Origin of the sequence: Curtobacterium sp. VKM Ac-2887 (assembly GCF_015350935.1) — a bacterium.
Classification (GTDB): Bacteria; Actinomycetota; Actinomycetes; order Actinomycetales; family Microbacteriaceae; genus Curtobacterium.
On sequence record NZ_JADKSB010000008.1, the window covers coordinates 126,516 to 151,348 of the forward strand.

At 71.3% G+C, this 24,833-nt stretch carries 20 protein-coding genes; 9 read left to right on the forward strand and 11 right to left on the reverse strand.

Annotation, left to right across the window (positions count from 1 at the left end):
• The first annotated feature begins 12 nt into the window (after nucleotides 1-12).
• The 4 genes from ITJ69_RS20480 to ITJ69_RS11185 all read left to right on the forward strand — a co-directional run bounded on the left by ITJ69_RS20480 (nucleotide 13) and on the right by ITJ69_RS11185 (nucleotide 4,460).
• Complete coding sequence (locus tag ITJ69_RS20480; protein WP_200849241.1) at nucleotides 13-1,674, forward strand: glycoside hydrolase family 6 protein; 1,662 nt, start codon at nucleotides 13-15, stop codon at nucleotides 1,672-1,674.
• A gap of 71 nt (nucleotides 1,675-1,745) precedes the next feature.
• Nucleotides 1,746-2,888 carry a hypothetical protein gene (locus ITJ69_RS11175; RefSeq protein WP_159573669.1) on the forward strand — a complete coding sequence of 381 codons (1,143 nt, stop codon included), beginning with the start codon at nucleotides 1,746-1,748 and terminating at the stop codon, nucleotides 2,886-2,888.
• Nucleotides 2,889-2,942: 54 nt separating this feature from the next.
• Nucleotides 2,943-3,410, forward strand: a complete 468-nt coding sequence (gene purE, locus ITJ69_RS11180; RefSeq protein WP_228505476.1) for a 5-(carboxyamino)imidazole ribonucleotide mutase — start codon at nucleotides 2,943-2,945, stop codon at nucleotides 3,408-3,410.
• Nucleotides 3,411-3,704: 294 nt separating this feature from the next.
• Complete coding sequence (locus tag ITJ69_RS11185; RefSeq protein ID WP_159573667.1) at nucleotides 3,705-4,460, forward strand: glycoside hydrolase family 16 protein; 756 nt, start codon at nucleotides 3,705-3,707, stop codon at nucleotides 4,458-4,460.
• A gap of 11 nt (nucleotides 4,461-4,471) precedes the next feature.
• Here ITJ69_RS11185 and ITJ69_RS11190 read toward each other — a convergent pair whose 3' ends face one another.
• From ITJ69_RS11190 to ITJ69_RS11210, 5 genes are all read right to left on the reverse strand, one after another.
• Complete coding sequence (locus ITJ69_RS11190; protein ID WP_159573666.1) at nucleotides 4,472-5,614, reverse strand: glycosyltransferase family 4 protein; 1,143 nt, start codon at nucleotides 5,612-5,614, stop codon at nucleotides 4,472-4,474.
• A gap of 190 nt (nucleotides 5,615-5,804) precedes the next feature.
• Complete coding sequence (gene rfbD / locus ITJ69_RS11195; protein ID WP_159573665.1) at nucleotides 5,805-6,656, reverse strand: dTDP-4-dehydrorhamnose reductase; 852 nt, start codon at nucleotides 6,654-6,656, stop codon at nucleotides 5,805-5,807.
• Complete coding sequence (gene rfbB, locus ITJ69_RS11200; RefSeq protein WP_159573664.1) at nucleotides 6,653-7,639, reverse strand: dTDP-glucose 4,6-dehydratase; 987 nt, start codon at nucleotides 7,637-7,639, stop codon at nucleotides 6,653-6,655. Before rfbB ends, rfbD begins: the two co-directional genes overlap by 4 nt.
• Nucleotides 7,636-10,635, reverse strand: coding sequence for a hypothetical protein (locus tag ITJ69_RS11205; protein ID WP_194672786.1), 3,000 nt, complete (start codon nucleotides 10,633-10,635; stop codon nucleotides 7,636-7,638). The genes rfbB and ITJ69_RS11205 overlap by 4 nt, the downstream gene beginning before the upstream one ends.
• On the reverse strand, nucleotides 10,625-11,566 hold the full coding sequence (locus ITJ69_RS11210) for a glycosyltransferase family 2 protein (protein WP_138803750.1): 942 nt from the start codon (nucleotides 11,564-11,566) through the stop codon (nucleotides 10,625-10,627). The genes ITJ69_RS11205 and ITJ69_RS11210 overlap by 11 nt, the downstream gene beginning before the upstream one ends.
• A gap of 129 nt (nucleotides 11,567-11,695) precedes the next feature.
• Here ITJ69_RS11210 and ITJ69_RS11215 point away from each other — a divergent pair, with 129 nt between their 5' ends.
• The 3 genes from ITJ69_RS11215 (at nucleotide 11,696) to ITJ69_RS11225 (ending at nucleotide 14,996) form a co-directional block, all read left to right on the forward strand.
• Nucleotides 11,696-12,304, forward strand: coding sequence for a dTDP-4-dehydrorhamnose 3,5-epimerase family protein (locus ITJ69_RS11215; RefSeq protein ID WP_159573662.1), 609 nt, complete (start codon nucleotides 11,696-11,698; stop codon nucleotides 12,302-12,304).
• A gap of 21 nt (nucleotides 12,305-12,325) precedes the next feature.
• Entirely contained in the window at nucleotides 12,326-13,189 is an 864-nt protein-coding gene (rfbA, locus tag ITJ69_RS11220) for a glucose-1-phosphate thymidylyltransferase RfbA (protein WP_159573661.1), read from the forward strand.
• Between the two features lie 88 nt (nucleotides 13,190-13,277).
• Complete coding sequence (locus ITJ69_RS11225) at nucleotides 13,278-14,996, forward strand: glycosyltransferase family protein (protein WP_194672787.1); 1,719 nt, start codon at nucleotides 13,278-13,280, stop codon at nucleotides 14,994-14,996.
• Between the two features lie 31 nt (nucleotides 14,997-15,027).
• Here the strand turns inward: ITJ69_RS11225 and ITJ69_RS11230 are convergent, their stop codons facing one another.
• From ITJ69_RS11230 to ITJ69_RS11255, 6 genes are all read right to left on the reverse strand, one after another.
• Nucleotides 15,028-16,107 carry a hypothetical protein gene (locus tag ITJ69_RS11230; RefSeq protein WP_159573659.1) on the reverse strand — a complete coding sequence of 360 codons (1,080 nt, stop codon included), beginning with the start codon at nucleotides 16,105-16,107 and terminating at the stop codon, nucleotides 15,028-15,030.
• A 70-nt stretch (nucleotides 16,108-16,177) separates the two neighbouring features.
• On the reverse strand, nucleotides 16,178-17,032 hold the full coding sequence (locus ITJ69_RS11235) for a glycosyltransferase family 2 protein (protein WP_194646316.1): 855 nt from the start codon (nucleotides 17,030-17,032) through the stop codon (nucleotides 16,178-16,180).
• Nucleotides 17,029-18,195, reverse strand: a complete 1,167-nt coding sequence (locus tag ITJ69_RS11240) for a glycosyltransferase family 1 protein (RefSeq protein ID WP_323743085.1) — start codon at nucleotides 18,193-18,195, stop codon at nucleotides 17,029-17,031. The genes ITJ69_RS11235 and ITJ69_RS11240 overlap by 4 nt, the downstream gene beginning before the upstream one ends.
• Nucleotides 18,196-18,293: 98 nt before the next feature.
• Nucleotides 18,294-19,409 carry a glycosyltransferase family 2 protein gene (locus ITJ69_RS11245; protein WP_159573656.1) on the reverse strand — a complete coding sequence of 372 codons (1,116 nt, stop codon included), beginning with the start codon at nucleotides 19,407-19,409 and terminating at the stop codon, nucleotides 18,294-18,296.
• Complete coding sequence (locus ITJ69_RS11250) at nucleotides 19,328-20,557, reverse strand: ABC transporter ATP-binding protein (RefSeq protein WP_123338962.1); 1,230 nt, start codon at nucleotides 20,555-20,557, stop codon at nucleotides 19,328-19,330. The genes ITJ69_RS11245 and ITJ69_RS11250 overlap by 82 nt, the downstream gene beginning before the upstream one ends.
• Before the next feature lie 3 nt (nucleotides 20,558-20,560).
• Nucleotides 20,561-21,460, reverse strand: a complete 900-nt coding sequence (locus tag ITJ69_RS11255) for an ABC transporter permease (RefSeq protein ID WP_159573655.1) — start codon at nucleotides 21,458-21,460, stop codon at nucleotides 20,561-20,563.
• Between the two features lie 206 nt (nucleotides 21,461-21,666).
• Here ITJ69_RS11255 and ITJ69_RS11260 point away from each other — a divergent pair, with 206 nt between their 5' ends.
• Both ITJ69_RS11260 and ITJ69_RS11265 read left to right on the forward strand, forming a co-directional pair.
• The gene (locus ITJ69_RS11260) at nucleotides 21,667-22,239 is read left to right on the forward strand and encodes a hypothetical protein (protein WP_194672789.1); all 573 of its coding nucleotides are present in this window, start codon (nucleotides 21,667-21,669) and stop codon (nucleotides 22,237-22,239) included.
• On the forward strand, nucleotides 22,239-24,752 hold the full coding sequence (locus tag ITJ69_RS11265; protein WP_194672790.1) for a hypothetical protein: 2,514 nt from the start codon (nucleotides 22,239-22,241) through the stop codon (nucleotides 24,750-24,752). The genes ITJ69_RS11260 and ITJ69_RS11265 overlap by 1 nt, the downstream gene beginning before the upstream one ends.
• Nucleotides 24,753-24,833 lie beyond the last annotated feature (81 nt).

Here is a 24,833-nt window from a genome sequence, read left to right on the forward strand (position 1 = left end):
AGGAGTGTGTCCATGCGCCGCCGTCCGCGCCGTGCTGTCGTCTGCGGCACCGCCGTCGCACTCACCGCCCTCGCCGGCGCGCTGCTGGCGGTGAGCGGCGCGTCCGCTGCCACGTCCGCCCCGACGATCCGGTCCGCATCGGCTGCGTCGCTGTACGGTGCCGGTCCGTACCGGTCACCCACGAGCGAAGCAGCCAAGGCGGCCACCGCGCTCGCCACCGCGGACCCCGCCGGTGCCGCCGCAGCCTCGACGATCGCGCGGTACCCCGTCGCGACCTGGCTCGGCGAGTGGACCCAGGGCGCCCAGTTGACCAAGACGATCAGCGCTGCGGTCACCGGCGCCGACGACTCCGGCACCACCCCGGTGTTCGTGTTGTACGCGATCCCGGACCGGGACTGCGGCGGGTACTCCGCCGGCGGGTTCTCGGAATCCTCCTACGACGCCTGGGTCGACCAGGTGACCGCCGCGCTCACTGGGCACCGCGCCGCCGTGATCGTCGAGCCGGACTCCCTCGCGATGCTCAGCAACGCGAAGTGCAGCACCTCGCTCGACGACCAGCGCTACCGGATCCTCTCCCGCACCGTCGCCGGGCTCACCGCCGCCGGGGTGCCCGCGTACCTGGACGCCGGCAACTCGAACTGGGTGCCGCCGGCGACCATGGCGGCCCGGCTGGACAGCGCGGGCGTGCAGCAGGCCCGCGGGTTCTTCACGAACGTCGCCAACTACTACCCGACCGCCCAGGAGCAGGCCTACGCGCAGAAGGTGTCCGCTGCGACCGGTGGCTCGCACTACGTGATCGACACCTCGCGGAACGGACAGGGCTGGCGCGGGACCTGGTGCAACGGTCCCGGCGCCGGACTCGGCACCTCGCCCCGGGTCGTCGCCGACGGCACCGCACTCGACGCCCTGCTGTGGGTGAAGACCCCCGGCGCGAGCGACGGCACCTGCAACGGCGCCCCGGCCGCGGGCAAGTGGTGGTCCTCCTACGCCCAGGCCCTGGTCGCGAACGCCCGCCTCGGAGTCCCCGCGGCCGACCTCGCTCCGCAGGGATCGCTCGAGGTGGTCGCCGGCACCGGTGGTGGTGTCCGGGTCCGGGGTTGGGCCTTCGACGAGGACGACCCCACCCAGCCCGTCCGGGTCCGCGCCACGGTCGACGGCGTCGCCGCGGGAGCCGTGACCGCCGGACTCCGCCGCAGCGACGTCGACGCGGCCGCTGGTGTCGGGGCGACCCACGGCTTCGAGGCCGTCGTCCCCGCTGCTGCCGGCGCTCGCCGGGTCTGCGTGACCGCGGTCAACATCGGCGCCGGCTCGGACACCACGCTCGGGTGCGCCACCGTCCGCGCCTTCCGGCACGATCCGTACGGCTCCCTCGAGTCGGTGCAGGCGGTGTCCGGCGGTGTGGCCCTGCGCGGCTGGGCGTTCGACGGCGACGCCGTGACGACCGCGACCTCGGTGGTGGTCAGCGTCGACGGACGGCGGGTGCAGTCGTTGTCAGCGGGCCGGACGCGCGCCGACGTCGACCGGACCTGGGGTGCCGGTGCTGCGCACGGGTTCGCCGGTACGGTGTCCGTCACGGCGGGCAAGCACAAGGTCTGCGCGGTCGCCCGGAACGTGGGGCTCGGGGCGGACCGGCTCGTGGGTGCCTGCCGGACGGTGACGGTCGGGCGGCGCTGACGGTGCGGCGCTGACGGTGCGGCGCTGACGGTCCGGCGTGGCGAGGTCGCTCCGTGCGGGATGATGGGCGCATGCCGCGTGATCTCGTCCGCCGGGCCGCTCGCCGACTGCGCCGAGCCGTCATGGGCGCACCCGCCACCGCACCCGCCGCCACCGCACCCGGGCCGCGAGTCGCCGTGCCCGTGCCCACACCGCTGCCGGTCCTGGGCTACGTCGTCGCGGGCGGCGGCGGCGCGCACCCCGCGTCCGCCCACGTGCGGGTCGTCCGGCGGACCGAACACCTGGCCGCGAGCGGGACCGCGGGGGTCCGGCAGGTCGACCCCGGCGCGTTCGTCGACGGGACGGACACGACCCCGTACACCGCGGTCCTCGTCCAGCGGGACAACCTGCCGCGCAACGCGGTGCAGACGTTCCTCGACGTGGCCGCAGCACGGGGGATCCGCGTCGTCGCAGAGGTCGACGACGACTTCTTCACCGACTCCGGACGCGAGCGGTTGTCGCGGGCCGAGTACGACCCGGACCGCCTCGCCTCGATCGATGCACTGGTCCGCGGCGCCGACGTGGTCGTGGTGAGCACGCCGGAACTCGCCGACGTCGTGCGTCCGGTCGCGCGCGAGGTCACGGTGGTACCGAACGCCCTCGACCCCGGACTCTGGACACCCGGATCGACCGAGGACGACGACGAGCGCCCGCACGGCGAGCACCGGGTGCTCTACATGGGCACGCTCACCCACGCGGCCGACCTCGAACTGCTGCGCGACGTCTTCACCGACCTGGCCACCGCCGACGGCACACCGATCCGGCTCGAGGTCATCGGGGTCACCGACGAGGGCGGCGCCGACTGGTTCCGCCGTGTGGAGGTGCCGGACGGCCACTACCCGGCGTTCTCCCGCTGGCTCGTGGCGCACCGCGAGCGTTGGCGGGCCGGCGTCGCGCCCCTCCGCGACGAGGAGTTCAACCGCGCCAAGAGCGACCTGAAGTTCCTGGAGTACACCGCGCTCGGCCTGCCCGCGGTGGTCTCCGACCGGCCTTCGTACGCCGTGGCACGAGCCCACGGCGCCGTCGCGGTGCCGGACGACGTCGGGGCCTGGCGCGATGCGGTGCGCGCCGCCGTCGAGCGCGGGACGGCCGATGACCGGGCCGTCCGGTGGGTCACCGAGGAGCGCACGATCGGCCGCGACGACGACGCCTGGCGCCGCGTGCTGCTCGGCTAGGCTCGTCGCGTGACCGACACCGACGCACCCGTCCAGCCGCTCGTCTCGATCATCATGGGGTCGGACTCCGACTGGCCGACGATGCGTGCCGCGGCCGACATCCTCGCCGAGCTCGGCATCCCGTTCGAGGCGGACGTCGTGTCGGCGCACCGCACGCCCGACAAGATGACCCGGTTCGCCCGCGGCGCCGCCGAGCGTGGCATCCGCGTCGTGATCGCCGGTGCCGGTGGCGCCGCGCACCTGCCGGGCATGGTGGCGTCGATGACCACGCTGCCCGTGATCGGCGTCCCCGTGCAGCTCGCACGGCTCGACGGCCTCGACTCGCTGCTGTCGATCGTGCAGATGCCGGCCGGCATCCCGGTGGCGACGATGGCCATCAACGGTGCCGCGAACGCCGGACTGCTCGCCGCGCGGATCATCGGCACCTCGGAGCCCGCGGTCGCAGCTCGCCTGACCGACTACGCCGACGGCCTCGAGCGACTCGTCGAGGAGAAGGCTGCGCGTCTGCGCGACTCCCTCTAGGGACCCGCACGACGGCGTCTCCGCAGCAGACCGCAGCGACAGACGGCGTCTCCGCAGCACACCAGAGGCTGCTGCGCTCCTCCCCAGAACGGGGGACGCAACACGGTGCTGATCAGCACTTTCTCGGCGTGGACGGAACGTTCTGCAACCCCCGCGTACTGGGGATACGTCGGCGCTGTCAACCCCGCGCGCGGGCTGCACTTCGCAACTACGGTGAACGGCGGGTGGTCGAGATCCGGCCACCCGGCACCCACGGGAACGGGTGCGAACCGTCACGTCAGGGAGTGACAGCTCATGCAGCAACACGCAACCAAGCGGGCCGCGCTCACCGTCGTGCTCCTCGGCGCCGTGCTCGTCGCAGGACCGTTCGGGTCGGGGACCGCAGCGTCCGCCAGCTCGGCACCGACCGCGGACGTCGGGGCGTTCAAGCTCACCTTCCGCGAGAACTTCAACACCCCTGCGGCCGCCAACGGCGTGTTCGCGAAGACCTACGCGAAGTCGTGGCAGCCCTACCCGGACGGCACCGGGGGGATGTACTACTCGGGCGCGCAGATCAGCGCGCACGACGGGTACATGGACGTGAAGCTGGACGGCAAGCACGGCTCCGCCGGGACCTTCGGCACCCCGACCGGGGCATGGGGACACAAGGGCGGGAAGTTCATCGTCCGCGCCAAGGCCCTCGGCGGCAACGGGAACGGCGCGGCCTTCATGCTGTGGCCCTCGTCGGACAAGTGGTCGGACGGCGAGATCGACTACCCCGAGGCGAACTTCGACCAGAAGCCGATGCTGCACCACCACTCGATGACGCCCGGGCAAGAGGCCAACGCGACGAGCATGAGCACCGGCGTCACGTGGCGCTCCTGGCACACCTACTCGATCGACTGGGTGCCGGGGAAGTCCGTCAGCTACCGCCTCGACGGCAAGGTGATCAAGAAGATCACCAAGCACGTGCCGAAGACCGCGCACCGCTACATGTTCCAGGTGGGCAACTGGGGCGCCACCGGGCACCTGTGCATCGACTGGGTCGCCACCTACGCCTACAAGGGCTGACGCCCGAGGCGTCAGAGGTCGGCGTGCAGCTGCCAGGTCTCGGCGGCCGAGTCGCTCCAGTCATACATGCGGGCCCGGTCGGGTCCGGCGACGGCGAGCTGCCCGGCCAGCATGGGGTCGTTGACCACCTGGTAGACCGCCTGCGCGATCCGTTCCGGGTAGGAGTCCCGCGGGCTCCGTGCGACGGTCACGCCGGCGTCCGACGCGACTTCGGCCACGGCGGGGTCGTCGGAGTGGATGACCGGGGTCCCGAAGCTCATCGCCTCGATCACGGGTAGCCCGAACCCCTCGGCGAGGCTCGGGAACACGAACACCGTGGCTCGGTCGTAGACGACGGCGAGGTCGGCGTCGTCGATCCGTCCGAGCACCTTCACCCGGTCGCGGGCGAGCCCGGCGCGTTCGGCGGTGCCGTACACGTCGACGTCGCCCCAGCCGTCCGGGCCGGAGATGACGAGCGGGATGTCGGCGGGGGCGTCGGGGTGCGCGAGCGCCTCGATCAGGGACCCGAGCGCCTTGCGCGGTTCGAGCGTGCCGACGGCCAGTACGTAGCGGTCCGGCAGGCCGAGACGCTCGGCGCGCAGGTCGGCGTCGACGGGCAGCCGCAGCCGACCGCTCGGGGCGCCGCCGATGACCCGGAGTCGGTCGTCGAACCGGTGGATCTCGTTCAGCGCGCTCGCGACCGCGTGGGTGGGCACGACGACGGCATCGGCGTGCTTCCACGCGCGCTTCACCATCGCCTTGTGGAAGTGGACGCCGCGGGGCGTCAGGGTCTCGGGGTTCGTCCACGGCACGGTGTCGTGCACGGTGACGACGGTCTGCCGGCCCGGGTCCTGGAAGCGGTCGTGCTTGACCAGGGGAGCGAGGACGCTCGGCGCGTGCACCATGCCCTTCGCGATGCCACCGACGAAGCCGCCCTGCCACGCGAGCGAGAGTTCACGGCGGGCCAGCGGCAGACGCTGCAGGTCGGACAGACCGGGCAGCAGCGTGCGCAGGTGGGCCATCTCGTCGGAGCCGACCGCCGACACGACCCCGGCCACGTCGCAGCCGGTCGGCGCGTTGGCGACGAGGTGCCGGGCGAGCTCTTCGGCGTACCGCCCGATGCCGCCCGGAACGGGGGCGACGACCTGGTCGACGAGGACGTGGAGGGTGGTCATGGTGCTGGTCTCCTCGTCGTGGTGATGGGGCCGAGGACCGGCCCGGCGCCCGGCTGCCCGACCCTACCAGGGCGGGCGGGCCGGCCCCTGAGCGCCGCCGGCGGGGTGCGGCAGGGGACCGAGACGGGAGGCCCGGATCACGTCCGCGACGCGGCGGACGTGATCCGGGCCTCCCGGCCGACTGCCGTGCCTACGCCGTCAACGCTCCTGCGGCCACCGCGGCGCGCAGCGCCTCACGCCAGTCGCGCATCGGCGCGAGGCCGGCGCGCGACCAGCCGTCGTGTCCGAGCACGCTGTACGCCGGGCGCGGCGCCGGACGGACGAACGCCGCGCTGTCCGTCGGCAGGACGCGCTCGGGGTCGAGCCCGAGCTCGGAGTAGATGGCGCGGGTGAAGTCGAACCACGACCCCTGCCCGGCGTTCGTGCCGTGGTAGACGCCAGCGGGGGCGTCCCCGTCGACGAGCTCGACGATCCGCGCGGCGAGGTCGCCGGTCCACGTCGGCTGACCGACCTGGTCGGTGACGACGCTCACGGTGTCGTGCGAGCCGGCCAGCCGGAGCATCGTCGCGGCGAAGTTCGGCCCGTGCGCACCGTAGATCCAGGCGGTGCGGACGACGTACGACGTGTCCGGAGCGATCTCGCGCACGAACGCCTCGCCCGCGGCCTTGGTGCGGCCGTAGGCGTTGATCGGGTCGGTCGGCGCGTCCTCGGCGTACGGGGCGGTGCCGTTGCCGTCGAAGACGTAGTCCGTCGACACCGTGACGAGCTTCGCACCGTGGCGGACCGCGGCCTCGGCCAGGAGCTTCGGGCCGGTCGCGTTGACGGCGAAGGCGTCGTCCTCGTGGTCCTCGGCGTCGTCGACCTTCGTGTACGCGGCGGAGTTGATCACGACGTCGTGCCCGGCGACGGCGGCGTCCACCGCGGCCGGGTCGGTGATGTCGAGCTCGGCGCGCGAGCGTGCCGTGACGTCGCGGCCGGCGAGCGCGGCCTGGAGGTCACGGCCGAGCATGCCGGCGGCGCCGGTGATGAGGTACCTGGTCATGCGATCGCTGCGCGCTCCTTGAGCGGCTCCCACCACGAACGGTTGTCGCGGTACCACTGCACGACGTCGGCCAGGCCCTGCTCGAAGGGGACCTGCGGCTCGTAGCCGAGCTCGGCCTGGATCTTCGAGATGTCGACCGAGTAGCGCAGGTCGTGCCCGAGCCGGTCGGCGACGCGGTCGACGTACGACCAGTCCTTGCCGGTGGCGTCGAGCAGCAGCTGCGTGAGCTCCTTGTTGGTGAGCTCGGTGCCGCCACCGATGTTGTAGATCTCGCCGGCGCGGCCGCGGGTCAGGACCATCGCGATGCCGCGGGTGTGGTCGTCGACGTGCAGCCAGTCGCGGATGTTGTTGCCCTCGCCGTAGAGCGGGACGTGCACGTCGTCGATGAGGTTCGTGACGAACAGCGGGATGACCTTCTCGGGGAAGTGGTACGGCCCGTAGTTGTTCGAGCACCGCGTGATCGACAGGTTCAGCCCGTGGGTGCGGTGGTAGCTGCGGGCGAGCAGGTCGCTGCCGGCCTTCGACGCCGAGTACGGCGAGTTCGGTTCGAGCGGGCGCTCCTCGTCCCACGAACCCTCGCTGATGGAGCCGTAGACCTCGTCGGTGGAGACGTGCACGAAGCGCTCGGTGCCGTGGCGGAGCGCGGCGTCGAGCAGACGCTGGGTACCGACGACGTTCGTCTCGACGAAGATGCCGGAGTCGCGGACCGATCGGTCGACGTGGGACTCGGCGGCGAAGTGCACGATCGCGTCGACCGTGGGGACGACCTCGTCGAGCTTCGCGGCGTCGCGGATGTCGCCGTGCACGAAGGTGTAGCGGGGGGAGTCCGCGACCGGGGCGAGGTTCGCCTCGTTGCCGGAGTAGGTGAGGGCGTCGTAGACGACGACCTCGGCGCCCTCCAGGCCGGGGTAGGCGTCCTGCAGGGTGCGACGGACGAAGTTCGAGCCGATGAATCCGGCTCCGCCGGTGACGAGGATCTTCACGTGGTCTGGTTCCTTTGCGTTGCCGTTGGCGTTGGATCGACTGCTGATTCTAGGGTGTCGGCCGAACGGTCGTCGGGACCGTCCGTCGCGTCGCCGTCGGGACCGGTGACCGGGCCGTCGCCGGGGTCTGCCGGTCGGCGTCGTCGGCGGCGCCGGACGGACACGGACACGAGCACCGAGGCGGCGACGGCCACCAGGATCGCGCCGCCGGAGACCAGGCCGCCGATCGCTGCGCGGGGGACCGCGTAGTGCAGGCGGACGGTGTGCTGGCCCTTCGGCACCCAGACCGCGCCACCGGCGTTGTCCGCCGTGACGAGGTCGCTGGGTTCGCCGTCCACCGTGGCGCTCCAGCCGGGGCGCAGCACCGAGTCGGCCACGACGAGCCAGCCGCCCGCGGACGCGTCGACGTCCGCCACGGTCTCGTTCGTGTCGCCGTCCTGCAGATCGACGGCGGCGTCGCCGCCCCCGGCCGTGTGGTCGGGCGTGCGGTTCAGGACGACCGTGTCGTCGGGCAGTGACGGGTCCGCGAGCGTGCGGATCCGGTCGGCGGCCGTGGTCACGACCTGCTGGTCCGACGCCCACCGCACCCGGTCGAGCGCCGAGTCACGCTCGTAGACGGTGGCGTCGCCCGTGTGCACGACGGACACGCCGTCGCCGGAGACCGGTCGGGTGATGCTCATCACCGCGTGGCCGTCGTCGTCGGTGCCGATCGGCACGAGCTTCGACTGCCCAGTGATCGTGATGCGGACGTGCCACTTCGTGTCCGCGGGGATGTCCGAGCCGGGCAGGGCGATGTTCCGTCCGCCGCCGAGCGCCGGCACCCAGCTCTCGGTCTTCGCCAGCGTCTTGCCGGTGCCGTCGGCGATCACCGCGACCGTCATGGTCATGCCGCCCTTCGACGTCGTCAGCGCCGGGGGGCCGGTGATCGTGATGCCGTTGAGCGGTCCGCTGTTCGTCGCCGAGTCGACCGACGGGTTGTCCGCGGTGAGGTCGGACCACTTCGTCTGGGAGTCGCCGTCCTCGGTGGTCCCGGCGAGCGGTGCCGAGGGGTCGGCGACGAGGTACTTCGTCGCGACGCGGTCGAGGATCGGCGACTCGACGAGGGACGGGATCAGGTTGGGCGAGAAGCTCAGGTACGTGGCGGTGGGGTACGTGTCCGGGTCGAGCGACCGCATGAGCTGCTTCCACTCCTTGGTCTGGAACGCGTGCCCCGTGACCGAGCGGATCCCGTAGTACGTGGCCGAGCCGGGCAGCGTGGCACTGCCGGTGGTGGCGTAGCGCTCCTGGTCGGAGACGTTCTGCTGCAGGTACGCGAGCGCCGGCGTCGTCGGGTAGAAGGTCGAGAGCGACGCGATCGGCCACCACTTCTGCGTGGCCGAGATCGCGGGGACGACGACCATCGCGGCGATCGCCACGGCCACCAGGACGTGGACCACGCGCGACCGGAAGAACCAGGCGAGCAGCACGGCGACACCCACGGCGGCGCCGATGATGCCGACCGTCAGGGCCTCGACCTTGGTCTGGTGGACGTACTCGGTCGGGACCGCCTCGAGCGCGAGCATCGTCTGCAGCCCGATGGACAGCGTGAACAGCACGACGAGGACGATCGCGACGATCCGGCCGGTCCGGCGGAGCGGGCTCGCGGCACGGAAGCGGGCGAGTTCGTCACGCAGGGTCTCCGGCTCGACGACGCGACCGAAGCCGATGCCGGCGAGTGCCGCTGCGAAGAACCCGACGACCACGCGGGCGCGACCGATCGGGTTGCTGTCGAAGACGGGGAGTTCCCGGGCCGCGGCGAGGATCGGGCCGCCGAGGAACACGAGCACGACGCTGAAGGCCAGCATCGCGGCGACGATCGTCAGGACACCACGGGTGCGACGGCGGGCGAGGACGCCTCGGTCGGCCGACAGCTGGCTCGTGGCCGGACGGATGAGCACCGCGGCGGCGATGAGCACGACCGCGGCGATGCCGATGTAGGAGTACTCCTCGACCGGGTTGCGGTTGCTCCACGCGGCACCGGAGCTGCCGAGGAACGAGACGTCGGGGATCCACGACGTGACCATCGGCCGCGACCCGAGTCCGCTCCCGCCGTGCTGTCCACGGCCGCCGAAGTCGACGACGTTCGAGGCGCTGATCGCGAAGGGCAGGAGTTGCCACGCCGAGAGCAGCAGGCCGAAGACGATGCCGCCCACGGCGATCAGTCCGCTGAGGACCACGCCCCGCAGCGCACGGTGGGCGACGATCGTGCGGGCCAGGAAGAAGATCCCGCCGACGAAGAGGCCGTAGCCGACCACGGCGGGGAAGCCGCCGAGCAGCATCGAGGCCACGACGGCCCCGACGCCGATGACGTCGCGCGCCCGGAGCTCGACCGCGGCACGGTCGATGGCCCAGAAGAGCAGGGGGATGAACGCGGCGACGCGGGTCTGCGGCCAGTTCGACCACGCCACCATGAAGCCAGACGAGGCGAAGACCAGCGAGGCGATCGGCCAGGCGGCTCGTGGGACGCTCCACCGGCGCAGCAGGAGCGACATGCCGACGGTGACGGCCACGATCTCGAGCAGCTTCACCGCACCCGGCGCGTAGCTGAACGGCAGGATCCACCACGGCAGCGACAACGGCGACCACGCGCCGGAGTTCGGCACCCCGCCGAGTTCAACGCCACCGGCGACGAACGGGTTCCACGCGGCGAACACGCCCTCGTGTGCGCTCCGCACCAGCAGCGTGGTCTGCGGGAACACGCTGTCCAGCGTGTCGCTCGTCAGGATGTTGGTCGACCCCGTGGTGGTCTCGAAGGACTCACCCCACGGCGTGTACCGGTTGAGCAGGCCGGTGTTCAGGAAGGTGCCGTGGCCGATGAGCGCGGGCCCGATCGTGAACACCACGAACGCCACCAGTGCTGCCCATGCGACGATCTCCACCCATCCCTGGGGACGGCGGAGCCAGAGCGCGAAGCGGGTCCGTCGGTCGAGGCGGTCCGCCACGCGCTCAGTCGCCATACCGCTGCAGCTTCTGCAGGTCGAGCTGTTCCTCGGCCAGGGTGCGGTTCAGTCGCGTCAGGTCGGCGACGACCCCGATCACGACCGCCAACAGGGCGGTGATGAGCAGGACCACGCCGAGGATGATCGACTGCAGGTGGTTCCCGCCCGTGTGCATGGCGAGGAGCACCAGGTAGCGGACGAGCGGCCAGGCGCCGAGCGCACCGAGGATCGCGGCGACCCAGGCGAACAGCGCCATCGGGCGGTACATCAGGTACACGCGGGCGATGGCGGACCCGGACTGGAACATGTGCTGCCAGATGTTGCTGAACAGCCGCGACTCGCGGGTCTTCGGGTTCGTCGTGATCGGGATCGAGGCGATCGCCAGACGCTTGTACCCGGCCTGCACGATGGTCTCCATGCAGTAGCTGAAGCGCGTCACGATGTTCAGACGGATGAGCGAGTACTTGGAGTACGCACGGAAGCCGCTCGCCGCGTCGGGCAGGTCGAGTCCGGCTGCGCGCGACGCCACCCAGGAGCCGAAGCGCTGCATGAGCTTCTTGAACCCGGAGAAGTGCTCGATCGTGCGCGTCTGGCGGTCGCCGATGACGATCTCGGCTTCCTGGCGGAGGATCGGCTGCACGAGCTCGGCGATCTGCGCCTGGGGGTACTGGTTGTCGCCGTCGGTGTTCACGACGATGTCGGCGCCGTGGAGCAGGGCGTAGTCCACCCCGTCGCGGAACGACCGGGCGAGACCCATGTTCGTGGTGTGGTGCACGAAGTGCCGCACACCGTGCTCCTTCGCCACCTCGACGGTGCGGTCCGTGCTGCCGTCGTTGATGACGAGGACCTCGATCTCGTCGATGCCGTCGATCTGCCGTGGGATGGAGTCGAGGACGCTCGCGAGGGTGTTCTCCTCGTTGAGGCAGGGGATCTGGATGAAGAGCTTCACGGGTACGCAGTGTCTCGTTTCTGGGTTCCGGCAGGTGCGCGAGGCCAGGACAGCCTATGCGACCGCAGGGATCGGTGCAGGTCCGGCCTGCCGCCGGTGGGCGTCCGGGCGGCTTGGTAGGGTGCAGCAGTGCAGATCCGCGAACTCAAGATCCCCGGCGCGTGGGAGTTCACGCCCGTCCAGCACGGCGACGCACGAGGAGCCTTCCTCGAGGCGTACCGCGCCGACGTCCTCGAAGAGACGGTCGGCCACCCGCTGGACCTCCGCCAGGTGAACATGTCGATCTCGTCGGCCGGCGTCGCCCGCGGGATCCACTACGCCCTCGTCGCCCCGAGCCAGGCGAAGTACGTGACCGCCGTCCGCGGCGCCTTCATCGACTACATCGTCGACATCCGCGTCGGTTCGCCGACGTTCGGGCAGTGGGACTCGGTCCGCATCGACGACGTCGACCGCAAGGCCGTGTACCTGTCCGAGGGCCTCGGTCACGCGATCGTCGCGCTCGAGGACCAGTCGACCGTGAACTACCTGGTCAGCGCGCACTACGACCCCGAGCGCGAGAAGGGGATCACGATCCTCGACCCGACGGTCGGACTCGCGCTGCCGGACGGCATCGGCGACCCGGTGCTGTCCGAGAAGGACACCAGCGCCCCGACGCTCGAAGCGGCCGCGGCCGCCGGTCTGCTGCCGACGTACGAAGAGTGCGTCGCCTACACCGAGTCCCTCCGCACGACAAAGTAACGAAGTAAGGAAGCGATCCCGATGAAGGGCATCATCCTCGCCGGTGGATCCGGCACGCGCCTCTGGCCGATCACCAAGGGCATCAGCAAGCAGCTCATGCCGATCTACGACAAGCCGATGGTCTACTACCCGCTGTCGACGCTCATGATGGCCGGCATCCGCGAAGTGCTCGTCATCACGACGCCGGAGTACAACGAGCAGTTCAAGGCCCTGCTCGGCGACGGCTCCGCCCTCGGCATGGAGATCCAGTACGCCGTGCAGCCCTCCCCGGACGGGCTCGCGCAGGCGTTCGTCATCGGCGAGGACTTCATCGGTGACGACAGCGTCGCCCTCGTCCTCGGCGACAACATCTTCCACGGCACCGGCCTCGGCACGAGCCTGAAGAAGAACACCGAGGTCGCGGGTGCGACGATCTTCGCGTACCACGTGGCCGACCCGAAGGCCTACGGCGTCGTCGAGTTCGACGACGACTTCTCGGCCGTCTCCATCGAGGAGAAGCCGGCCGAGCCGAAGTCGAACTACGCCGTCCCCGGTCTGTACTTCTACGACAACAAGGTCATCGAGATCGCGAAGACGATCGAGCCGAGCGCCCGTGGCGAGCTCGAGATCTCGACGGTCAACGAGCGGTACCTCGAAGCCGGCGAGCTCGGCGTCCAGGTCCTCGACCGCGGCACGGCCTGGCTCGACACCGGCACGTTCGAGTCGATGATGCAGGCGTCCGAGTACGTGAAGGTCATCGAGGACCGTCAGGGCTTCAAGATCGGGTGCATCGAGGAGATCGCCTGGCGCAACGGCTGGATCGACGACGCGCAGCTCGCCGAGCTGGCCGCGCCGCTCGTCAAGGGCGGCTACGGCGTCTACCTGCAGCGTCTGCTCGGCTCCTGACCCGCACGTGACCCCCGGTCCTGGTTGGTTCGGTCGTCGTCGTCGCGGTACGACGGCGGCCGTCCAGCCCGACCAGGTGTCCCATCCCGTGCCCGCACCGGCGGCTGCCGTCGTCCGCGTATCCGGCTTCGACGGCCCGCTGCCGCACCTGGACCGCGACGTCACGGTCCTCATCACGACCCGGTCCGACCGGCACGACGAGGTCGACCGCCTGGTCACCGTCGCCCGTCAGGCCTTCGGCCCCGCTGCCGACGTCCGTGCGGTGAGCTACGTCGCCGACGCTTCGCCGCGTGACCCGTTCGACCGCGGACTGCCGTGGGTGCGCCCGGAACCGGTCGACGGCATCGGCTCGGCGATCAACGCCGGGGTCGCTGCCGGTGTGGGGCGGACGCTGGTGCTGCTCGACACCTCGGTGACGATCGACGCCGAGGGGCTCCTGGCGCTCGCGACGGCCGACTCGGTCGCCCAGGCCCGGGTGCTGCTGCCGGACGGCTCGGTCCGGTCCGGCGCTCGTCTCCTCCGCCCGGGTGCCCTGCCGTGGTCGGGGAGCAGCGCCGACGTCGACACCGTGTTCGCGGTGGACCAGCCGGTGCTCGCGGTGCCGGGCTCGTCCGTGGTGCCGGCACCGTGCCTCCCGGACGAACGCATGACGCTGACGGCCTGGACCCGCGCGGCCGCGGACGTGCACGGCGGGCCGGTGCGCGTGGTCGCGGCGGCGAGCCGTTCGGTGGAGCCCGGTCGCACGGTCGACGCCGCGACCGTCGACGCGTTCAGCGTGTGGCGCGACCGCGCGCCGGAGGCAGGGCGCGTCGTGGCCGGGCCGCCGCTGCCGCCGTGGGGGGCACGCCCCGTGTCGCCGACGACTCGATCGGCCGGCGACACCGAGGCCCTCGTCTGGTCGCTGAAGATCGCCGCGCCGGCCGGACCCGGGGGCGACGGCTGGGGCGACGTGCACTTCGCGGCCGAGCTGGCGGGTGCGCTCGAACGGCTCGGACAGCGTGTCCGGATCGACCGGCGCGACGCGCACGTGCGGGACGACGACGCCGCGGACGACGTGACCCTGGTGATCCGTGGGCTCGACCGCGTGCCGCCGAACCCCGCGTCGGTCAACCTGCTCTGGGTGATCAGCCACCCCGACGACGTGGCGGACACCGAGTTGCGGTCGTTCGACCGTGTGTTCGCGGCCGGCCCCGCGTGGGCGGCGGCGGCGTCCGCACGCTCCGGTGTGCCGGTCGCCCCGTTGCTGCAGGCGACGGACCCAGCCGTGTTCCGACCGGTCCCTGCGCAGGGTCCTGACGCTGGTCGCGTCGTGTTCGTCGGGTCGACCCGCGGTGTGGTCCGGCCCCTCGTGGCGGACGCCGTGGCGCTCGGCGCGGACCTCCGCGTGCACGGCCCGGGATGGGACGGTCTGGTGCCGGCCGGTTCGCTCGGCGAACCGTCACTGGCGCGCAGCGAGGTGGCGACCGCCTACGCCTCGGCGAGGGTGGTGCTCAACGACCACTGGGACGACATGGCGGCCGGCGGGTTCGTGTCCAACCGGGTGTTCGACGTCCTCGCCGCCGGCGGGGTCGTGGTCACCGACCCGGTGGAGGGGATCGCCGACGTCCTCGACGTCCCGACGCTCGCGGTCGCGCGGGGCCGTGGCGACCTGGCGGCGCTGCTCGCGCCGGACCGTGCGTGGCCGTCGGCCGCCGAGCGCGCCCGCGTGGCCGCCCGGGTCGCCGCTGACCACTCGTTCGACGCCCGGGCGCGCGTGCTGCTCGACGCCGCGTCGGCCGGCCTCCGGAAGCTGCGCGGCGCGGACTGATCGTCCGGGAGCACTGCGGGTCAGTCGACGCTCACGCGTTCGCCAAGGACCCGCGCTCGAGCTCGGCGACGAGCTGGTCGGGGTGTGCGAGGTCCATCGCGCGGGTGTTCACGTAGAGCAGGCGGTCGAACTGCACGAGCAGGCGGACGATGACGTCGTGCTCGAGCGCCACGAACGCCGCAGCCCGGTCGGCGTCGTCACCGAGGATGGCCAGCATGCTGTCGTTCAGGTCCTCCGACGCGGCGATCGCGTCGGCGAGCTCGTCGACGTTCTCCGCCGTGATCCGCACCTGCTCGACCGCGGGTCCGGTCTTCCGGAGGAACCCGATGGCCGTGTACGGGACGGCGTGCGCGAACACGTCGCCCGAGTAGAGCTCGTCCGCGTGGATCCGTGTCGAGATGAGGAACTCGCGGCGCAGCACACGCTCGAGCACCCACCGCAGGACGTTCTTGGTGTAGACGGCGACCTGGTACTTCGTGGGGATCCGCGCGTTCACCAGGTTGCGGATGTTGTAGGTGAAGACGTGCAGGGGTCGTGCGTACGGGTGCACGCGGCCGGTGGCGAGTTCGACGAACAGCAGGTCGTCGCCGAGCAGCTTGTAGCCGGCCGCCATCAGGGACATCGAGAGCGTCGTCTTGCCGGTGCCGCCGTACGCGGGCAGCAGGAAGCCCTTCTCGGTCGACGCGACCCCGCCCGCGTGCAGGAGCAGGACGTCCTCTTCGAGGAGCTTCGCGTAGACGATCGGCTCGAGCACCTGCGCCTGCAGGTACACACCGATGGCGTTCATGTAGACGCGGTCGACCGGGTGGTGGCGGAACCAGATCGAGACGTGGTCCGTGTCGATGCCCCGGACGATGTACGAGTAGCGGAACAGGCCCTTGAAGCGATCGGTGCGCACGATGTCGCCGGGCTCCGGCTTCGGTGGCCGCTTGGTGACGTGCACGTCGACGCGGAGCGACGCCGTCGTCGTGGTGCCGTCGTCTGAGATGCGCGCGTACTCGTTGTCGAAGTACCGACGCCAGCCGGCGTGCTCCGAGTGGAGGACGACGTCGAGGATGCCGTAGAAGCGGTAGGTCAGTGCGCTGCTGGAGCGCACGCGGTGCGGGGCCATGGTGTCCTTCCGTTCACGGCCCGTTCATCTTACGGGCGTCCGGCGGTCACTCCGGCGACACCGGGGATGATCACTTCCGTGTCACCCAGCGGGCGCGGACGGACAGGCCCGCGTGCAGGACGGCACGGAGCGGCCAGAGCCACCACGCGCGGTACTTGCGCGACAGGAACCGGTACGCGCTGCGGTGGTGCTCGATCTCCATCCGGCGCCGGTTCGACGACGTCGAGTGCGCCCCGGTGTGCGTGACCACGGCGCTCGGCACGTACACGTTCGCACGACCCGAGCGACCGACGCGCTGGCCCAGGTCGACGTCCTCGAAGTACATGAAGTACGACTCGTCGAAGCCGTCGAGCTGCCGGAACAGGTCGGTGCGGATGAGGAAGCACGCGCCGGACAGCCAACCGGCCTCGCGCTCGACGACCTGCGTGGTCGACCAGTACCGCTGGCTCCACGGGTTCGCCGGCCAGAACCGCGAGAACGCCGCGTGCCCGAGCCCGGTCCGGAGCGACGGCAGCTGGCGGGCGGACGGGTACGTCTCGCCCTGCTCGTCGAGGATCCGCGGTCCGAACGACCCGCCGGACGGCAGCCGGTCGGCGGCGCGCACGAGCTCGTCGACGGAGCCGGGTGCGAGCACGACGTCGGGGTTCGTGACGAGCAGGAACTCGGGGCGGACGTCGGGCAGGACGTCGTCGAGGGCGCTCAGCGCGGCGTCGATGCCCCCGCCGTAGCCGCGGTTGCCCCCGGAGGACACCACGACGGCACCGTAGGACTCGCCGATCGCCCGCAGCGCGTCGATGTCGGTCGAGCCGTTGTCCGCGATCACGACGGCGACGGGCTCCGACGACGCCGCTGCGACGCTCGCCAGGAACGGCCGGATGGTCTCGCCGGTGTTGTAGGTGACCGTCAGCACCGCGACGCGGATCACCGGAGACCCCCGACCGGAGCGACCCCGGCGACGGCCGAGTAGGCCTCGACGTGCACGGCTGCCGTGGCCTCCCACGTGAACGAGGCGGCCCGGGCCAGCGCGGCCGCCCGGTGCGACGCGACGAGCGACGGGTCGTCAAGCAGCCCCGTCATGGCGGACGCCAGTGCGGGGGCGGACGGCTCGGTGTACACGGCTGCGTCACCGCCGACCTCGGGCAGCGACAACCGGCGGGTGGTCAGGACGCACGCGCCGGAGGCCATCGCCTCGACCACCGGCAGGCCGAAGCCCTCGCCGAGGGAGGGGTAGACGACGAACTCCGCGCCGCCGAGGTAGCCCGCCAGGTCCTCGAGGGGAAGGTACCCGGCCTCGATCACGTGGTCGTCGGGCTGCAGGGCGTCGAGCCGGGCGATCGCGGACTCGTCCCAGCCCCGGGCACCGGAGAGCACCAGCCACGGCGTGTCGGTGCCCGCCGCCGTCCGCGCGGAGCGCACCGCGGCGTAGGCGTCGAGCAGTGCGGTGACGTTCTTCCGCGGTTCGATCGTGCCGAGGAACGCGATCCAGGGCGCGCCCTCGGGCAGCGTCGCCGCGATCCGGGCGTCCTCGACCTCGGCAGTGGACGGCTCGTGGAACACAGCACGGTCGACGCCGAGCGGTGCGACCCGGACGTCGGCGCGGATGCCGCTCACCACCCGTGCGGCCTCGGTCGCGGTGGCCGCACTCGGCACGATGACGACCGGGCGGGAGCGCAGGGACCGACGGCTCCACCAGGTGAAGAACGTGCGCTTCAGGCGGGAGTGCCACTCGGGGTTCGAGAAGAACGTGGCGTCGTGCAGCGTGACGACCGATCCGCCGCGCCACGCGAACGGGAACGTGTAGTGCGGGGAGTGCAGCACCCGCGCGCCGAGCCGACGGCCGAGCGCCGGCAGCCCGGTCTGCTCCCACAGGAACCGGAGCGGCACCGAGTCGGTCCAGCCCGGCGCGGTGTGCACGGTCGCGTGCGGCGCGACGGCTGCGAAGTGCGGAGCGTGCACGGGTCGGACCACCAGGTGAACGTCGAGCGCCGGGTCGGTCAGGTGCGACACGACCCCCTCGACGTAACGGCCCACACCACCGAGTTCGCGCGGTACCGCGGTCCCGTCGACGAGGACGGTGAGCTGCGGCACGCGTGGGTCCTTCCGGACGGGGACGCCGTGGTCGGGACCGTCGGCGGGGGAGTGGGAGTGGGAGTGGGCTCGGGAGAGACCAGGATAGCCCTCCGCGCTCATGCGCCCGGGTCCACGCTGCGGCGCGGGACGGACGCGCGCCGCGACTCGCGGAGCCGCCGCGCGAGGTGCGAGGGGAGCGCCCCGACGACGTCCGCGAACGCTGCCAGGACGAGCCGGGCCTCCCGTCGGGTGGAGGCGGACAGCAGCCCGCGCAGGCCGCGGAAGAGGGTGCGGGCACCGGCACGCAGGACGGTGGCCCACGGTGCGTGCCAGAGTGCGACGACCATCCGGTTCCGCGCGTTGCGGAACAGGAACAGGTCGCTCTGCACCCCGGACGACGCCGAGTGGTCGTGCTCGACGACCGCGTCGGCCGCGTGTTCCACGCGCCAGCCGCGTCGGCGGAGTCGCCACGCGAGTTCGGTGTCCTCGTAGTACATGAAGAGCGACTCGTCGAGCAGGCCGACGTCGTCGAGGGCGCTCCGCCGCAGGGCGGAGGCCCCGCCGGAGAACCCGAAGACATCGACGTCGGCGACCCGGTCGACGGGCGCGAACCAGTCGCGGTCCATGCCGTTGCCGGCGCGGTCGACGCGCACACCGGTCGAGTTCAGGCGCACCTCGCCGTCCGCCGACGGCGTCCAGAGGCGGCCGTCGTGGCCCCGCAGCACGCGCTGGCCGGGTGCGGGCGTCGCGTCGACCGGGAGGCCCGTCCAGCGTCCGGCGAGCACGATGCGGCCCGTCACGGCCGCGACCTCGGGCCCCGCCTGCGCCAGGTGGCCGCGGAGCGCCCGGACGAAGCCCGGCGCCGGGACGGCGTCGTTGTTGAGCAGGACGACGACGTCGGCGTCCGCGTGCCGGATGCCGGTGTTCGCGCCGGCCGCGAACCCGCCGTTGTGCTCCCGCGCGATCACGGTGACACCCGGCAGATCGCGACGGAGCTCGGCGATCGAGTCGTCCGACGACCCGTTGTCGACGACGACCACCTGGTCGGCCGCGCCGTCGGCGAGCACGGCGCGGACGGCCGCGGTCGTCAGGTCCGCGCGTTCCCAGTTGACGACGACGACCGCGGTGCGGGACGCATCGTCGACGGGCGTCAGTCGAGCTCCTCGATCGAGGGCTTCGCGTAGACACTGCCGACCGCGTCGCCGAACGAGGGGACCTCGAACGAGTCGCATTCGGGCAGGTCGTGCAGGTGCCGGCCGGCCGAGTCCATCATCGAGACGTTGATGAAGTACTTGCCGGTGCCGAAGTTCGTGTCCGCGATCCGCAGGCGGAGCTTCTTGCGGCCGTGCAGCGGCTCGAGGTGGATGCCCATGATGCCGGTCGTGGTGCCGTAGACGACCTGGCCGGACGTGTTGTTGACCTGGACGGCCGCTTCCCAGTCCTCGACGCCGTCGAGGTGCTCGAACTCCATGTCGACCAGCAGGTCGTCGCCGGGGGTGACCCCGTCGCGCGGTCCCTTGCCGTCGGCGTGCACCGACGCCTGCAGCACGGTGCCGCGACCGACCGCGACGTCGGCGCTGAGCTCCCCGGCACGACGTTCCTCGAGCACGTCGCGGAACAGGCTGACGGCACCGATCGGGTCGCCGTCGTGCAGGACCTTGCCCTTGTTCAGGAGCACGACGCGGTCGCACATGTCCTGCACCTGGCTGAGGGAGTGCGTGACGATGATGATCGTCTTGCCCTGCTCCTGGAACGAGCGGATGCGGTCGAGGCACTTGCGCTGGAACGCCTCGTCGCCGACGGCGAGCACCTCGTCGACCAGCAGGACGTCGGGGTCGGTGTGCACGGCCACCGCGAAGGCGAGTCGCACGTACATGCCGGACGAGTAGAACTTCACCTGGGTGTCGATGAAGTCGCCGATGCCCGAGAACGCCAGGATGTCGTCGAAGCGCTCCTCGGTCTCCTTGCGCGTCAGGCCGAGCAGGCTCGCGTTCAGGAAGACGTTCTCGCGGCCGGACAGGTCCGGGTGGAAGCCGGCGCCGAGCTCGAGCAGGGCTGCCAGGCGCCCGCGGCGCGACACCGTGCCGGAGGTCGGCTGGATGATGCCGCCGATCGCCTTGAGCAGGGTCGACTTGCCGGATCCGTTCTGGCCGATCAGCCCGACGGTGGTGCCGGCCTGGATCGACACGGTGACGTCGTCGAGCGCCCAGAAGTCCTGCCGGTGCTTGCGGCCGGCGCGACCGAGCGTGACGATCCGTTCGCGGATGGTGTTGTCCTTGCGGACGACGAAGCGCTTGCGGACGTGGTCGATGACGATGACGTCGGGGCGCTCGGCGGTGGCGCCGGACGTCGACGGGGCGACGGGGGTGCTGATGGCCATGGTCTAGAGCTCCTGCGCGAAGTTGCCCTGCAGGCGGGAGAAGACCCGCTGCGCGCCGATGAGGCAGAACAGCCCGATCACGAGGGCGATCCCGAGCCGCATCATCAGGTGCGGCGGGTAGTCGACGGGGGTCGGGTGGATCCAGATCGCGTTCTGGAGTCCGAGCACCGACAGGGTGAGCGGGTTGTTGGTGTAGATCGCCAGCAGCCACTGCACCTTCAGCTCGGCGACGACCATCGAGTACGAGTAGACGATCGGCGACGCCCAGAGGAGCACCATGAGCCCGACGTCGATGACGAACTGCACGTCGCGCAAGTACACGTTGAGCGCCGACAGCACGAGACCGATCGCGGCGCCGTAGACCAGGATCACCAGCAGTGACGGGATGAGGTAGATCAACCCCTCGTGCCAGGGGAAGACCCCGAGCACGATCGTCGCGGCGATGAGGATCGCGAACTGGATGAGGAAGTTGACCAGGGCCGCGCCGACGCTGGCGAGGGGGAAGACCTCGCGCGGCACGTAGACCTTCTTGATCAGCCCGCTGTTGCCGACGATCGACCCGGTCGACCCGGCGACGATCTCACTGAAGAGCGTGTAGGCGGTCAGGCCGGTGAAGACGTAGATGGCGAAGTTGTCGATCGCACGGGACGAGCCGAGGATCTTGCCCATCACGAAGTAGTAGATCATCAGCTGGGTCAGCGGGCGCACGAGCGTCCACACGAACCCGAGTGCCGAGTCCTTGTACCGCGCCTTCAGGTCGCGGCGGATGAGCATCCCGAGCATCTCGCGCTGTCCGAAGACGTCGCGGAGTTCTCGCCAGGTACCTCGGAAAGCGCTCGTCGGAGCGCCGATCACGACGAGGGGCTCCTTGGCGAGCGCCGCCATGCGGGCTTGATCGACCATACGTCTCTTCGTTCGGTGGGGGCGGGACCGGAACAGCATACTCACTGGACCGCTGAGGTCGGGGCGCGCACCGCCTGCCGGACGACACCCGTCGTCCGCCCCCGTGCGGGGGTGAAAGTGCGCGACAACAACCCTCAACCTTCACTTTCGGGTTACCGTTGACGCAACCCGGACCCTTGTCAACAACCACAGGACGGCCCGAAAGCATGCAGCTTGTTCCACGGTCGATCGCTGCGCTCGCGGTGGTCGGTGCTCTCAGTCTCTTCACGGCGGGGTGTTCTGCCGGCGACGATCCCGGCCCCTCGTCGAGCCCCTCGCGCACGGTCAGCCCCTCGCCCAGCGCGACGGGTCCGTCGTCCGTCCCCTCGTCGTCCGCGTCCGCGTCCTCGTCCTCGACTGCGGAGCCGTCCGACGACGACGTGCCCACGGCGTTCCCCGGCAGTGGGCAGACCCCCGAACCGGACACCGACCCCTCGGACTTCCCGGCCACGGCACTCGTGACGTTCTCCGGTTGGGACACCGCCAGCAAGACCCTGCAGGCGGGCGGCCTGGTCTCCGGCACGACGGACACCTCCGGCACGTGCACGTTCGTCGCCACCAAGGGCGGCACCACCCGCACACTGACGAGCAAGGCCGAGGCGAGTGCGTCCTCGGTGAACTGCGCGCAGGTGTCGTTCCCCGCGAACCAGGTGTCCACCGGGACCTGGTCCATCACCCTCGAGTACTCGGTCGGGTCGAAGTCGACCACGTCCGAACCGATGACGGCGGAGGTGCCGTGATGCGTTCCATCCTGACCGACGGCGATCGACGCCGTCCCCTGCGCTCGGTGCTCGGTATGGTCGCCGCACTCGCCATCGCGGTGAGCGGCCTGACCATCGGCACGATCGTGTCGGAGCGGACCACGACGGAGTCGGCGTCGGCCGCCGTCGCCGCGAACTTCGACCCCGGCAACATCATCAGCGACGCCAACTTCTACAACGGCGGCGCGATGAGCGGGTCGGCGGTGCAGTCGTTCCTGAACAGCGTCGCCCCGAACTGCACGCCGCGGTCCGGTGGCCCCGCCTGCCTGAAGAACTTCACGCAGAACATGAGCGCCATCGGCGCCGTCGCGAACCGGTGCTCGGCGATCCCGGGCGGCAACAAGTCGGCCGCGACGATCATCGCGCAGGTCGGTGCCGCGTGCGGGATCAGCCAGAAGGTGCTGCTCGTGCTGCTGCAGAAGGAGCAGGGCATCGTCGCGACGAGCTCGCCGACGAGCTACATGTACCTGCACGCCACGGGCTTCGCCTGCCCGGACACCGCTCCGTGCGACCCCGCGTACTACGGCTTCGGCCAGCAGGTGTACGCCGCGGCGTTGCAGTTCAAGCGCTACCAGGCCTCGCCGACGTCGTGGGCGTACCAGGCCGGTCGCAACAACGCGATCCTGTACAACCCCAACGCCGCGTGCGGCCGCAAGACGGTCAACATCAAGAACCAGGCGACCGCAGCCCTGTACATCTACACGCCGTACACCCCGAACAGTGCCGCGATGTCGAACCTCTACGGTTCCGGTGACTCCTGCTCGGCCTACGGCAACCGCAACTTCTGGCGCATGTACACCGACTGGTTCGGATCGCCCACGGGCGGGTCGTCGCCGATCGGGAGCGTCGACTCCCAGAGCGGCGCCGCCGGCGGCACCATCACGGTGCGCGGCTGGACGGCCGACCCGGACTCGACCGAGTCGATCAAGGCGCAGTTCTACGTCGACGGCGTCGGCAAGGCGTCGATCCGCGCCGACACCGTCCGCTCCGACCTGGCCTCGTTGCTCGGCGCGAACAACACGGCGCACGGCTTCCAGACGACGCTCTCGGGCATCGCACCCGGCAAGCACAACGTCTGCGTGTTCGGCATCAACGTCGGCGCGGGTGCGAACACGCTGCTCAACTGCGGGGACGTGACCGTGCCCGCCTCGGCCCCGGTCGGCAGCCTCGAGACCGTCACCGGCGGGACCGGCTCCATCGCCGTCAGCGGGTGGGCGCTCGACCGCGACTCGTCCGCAGCCACCGCGTACAAGGTGCAGGTGGACAGCGTCGGCGCGATCGCCGCGACCGCCGACGTCGTGCGCACCGACATCGCCGCGAAGTACCCGGGCGCCAGCTCCACCGTCGGGTTCTCGAAGACGATCCAGGACGTCGCCGCCGGTTCCCGCACGGTGTCGCTCTGGACCCAGGACAAGCCGGGCGCGACCTGGGTCAAGGTCGCCTCGAAGACGGTGACCGTCACCGCGGCGACCGGGGCCTCCGGTGCGGTGAAGGGTGCCTTCGAGTCAGCCACCGGCGGCGTCCGCTCGGTCGCGCTGAAGGGGTGGGCGATCGACCCGGACACGTTCGCACCGGTCAAGTACAAGATCCACGTCGACGGTGTCGGCGCGGCGGCCGGCAGCGCGAGCGCAGCCCGGAGCGACGTGGCGCAGTCGTACCCGAAGTGGGGCTCCGCGCACGGTCTGACGGCCACCCTCAACGACGTCGAGCCGGGTCGGCACACGATCACCGTGTGGTGGCAGGACCTGCCGAGCGGCACCTACGTCAGCGCAGGCTCGAAGACCGTGACGGTGGCCGCCCCGCCGTCGTCCGGCGCGACCGGCAAGACCGGTGCCGTCACCGGCGCGTTCGAGAAGGCGACCGCCGGCCCGAACACCGTCGCGCTCACGGGCTGGGCGATCGACCCGGACCGGTACGACCCGGTCAAGTACAAGATCCACCTCGACGGTGTCGGTGCCGCGGCGGGCAGCGCGAACGCGGCCCGCACGGACATCGGCGCCGCCAAGCCCGGCTGGGGGAACGACGTCGGGCTCGCGGTCACACTGACGGGCGTCAGCGCGGGCAGCCACACGGTCACGGTCTGGTACCAGGACCTGCCCGGCGGCAACTACGTCAGCTTCGGCACCCAGCGGGTGACGGTCCAGGACGCCGTGCCCGCACCGACGGGGAAGACCGGGGCCGTGTACGGCGCCTACGACACGGCGACCGGCGGCAAGGGCACGGTCGCGGTGAAGGGTTGGGCCATCGACCCCGACACGTTCGACCCCGTCCGGTACAAGATCCACGTCGACGGCGTCGGCGCTGCAGCGGGCAGCGCGAACGCGGTCCGCGCCGACGTCGAGAAGGTCCACCCGGGCTGGGGCTCCGACGTCGGACTCGCGGTCACGCTCACCGGCGTGAAGCCGGGCAAGCACGCCGTGCGGGTCTGGTACCAGGAGCTCCCGGGCGGCGTCTACAAGGACTTCGGCACGAAGACGGTCACCGTCTCGTAACGGGCCCACCAGACGGACGGGAGGCTCCCCACCGGCACTGCCCGGTGGGGACCCTCCCGTCCGTCTGCATCGCCGTCTCGG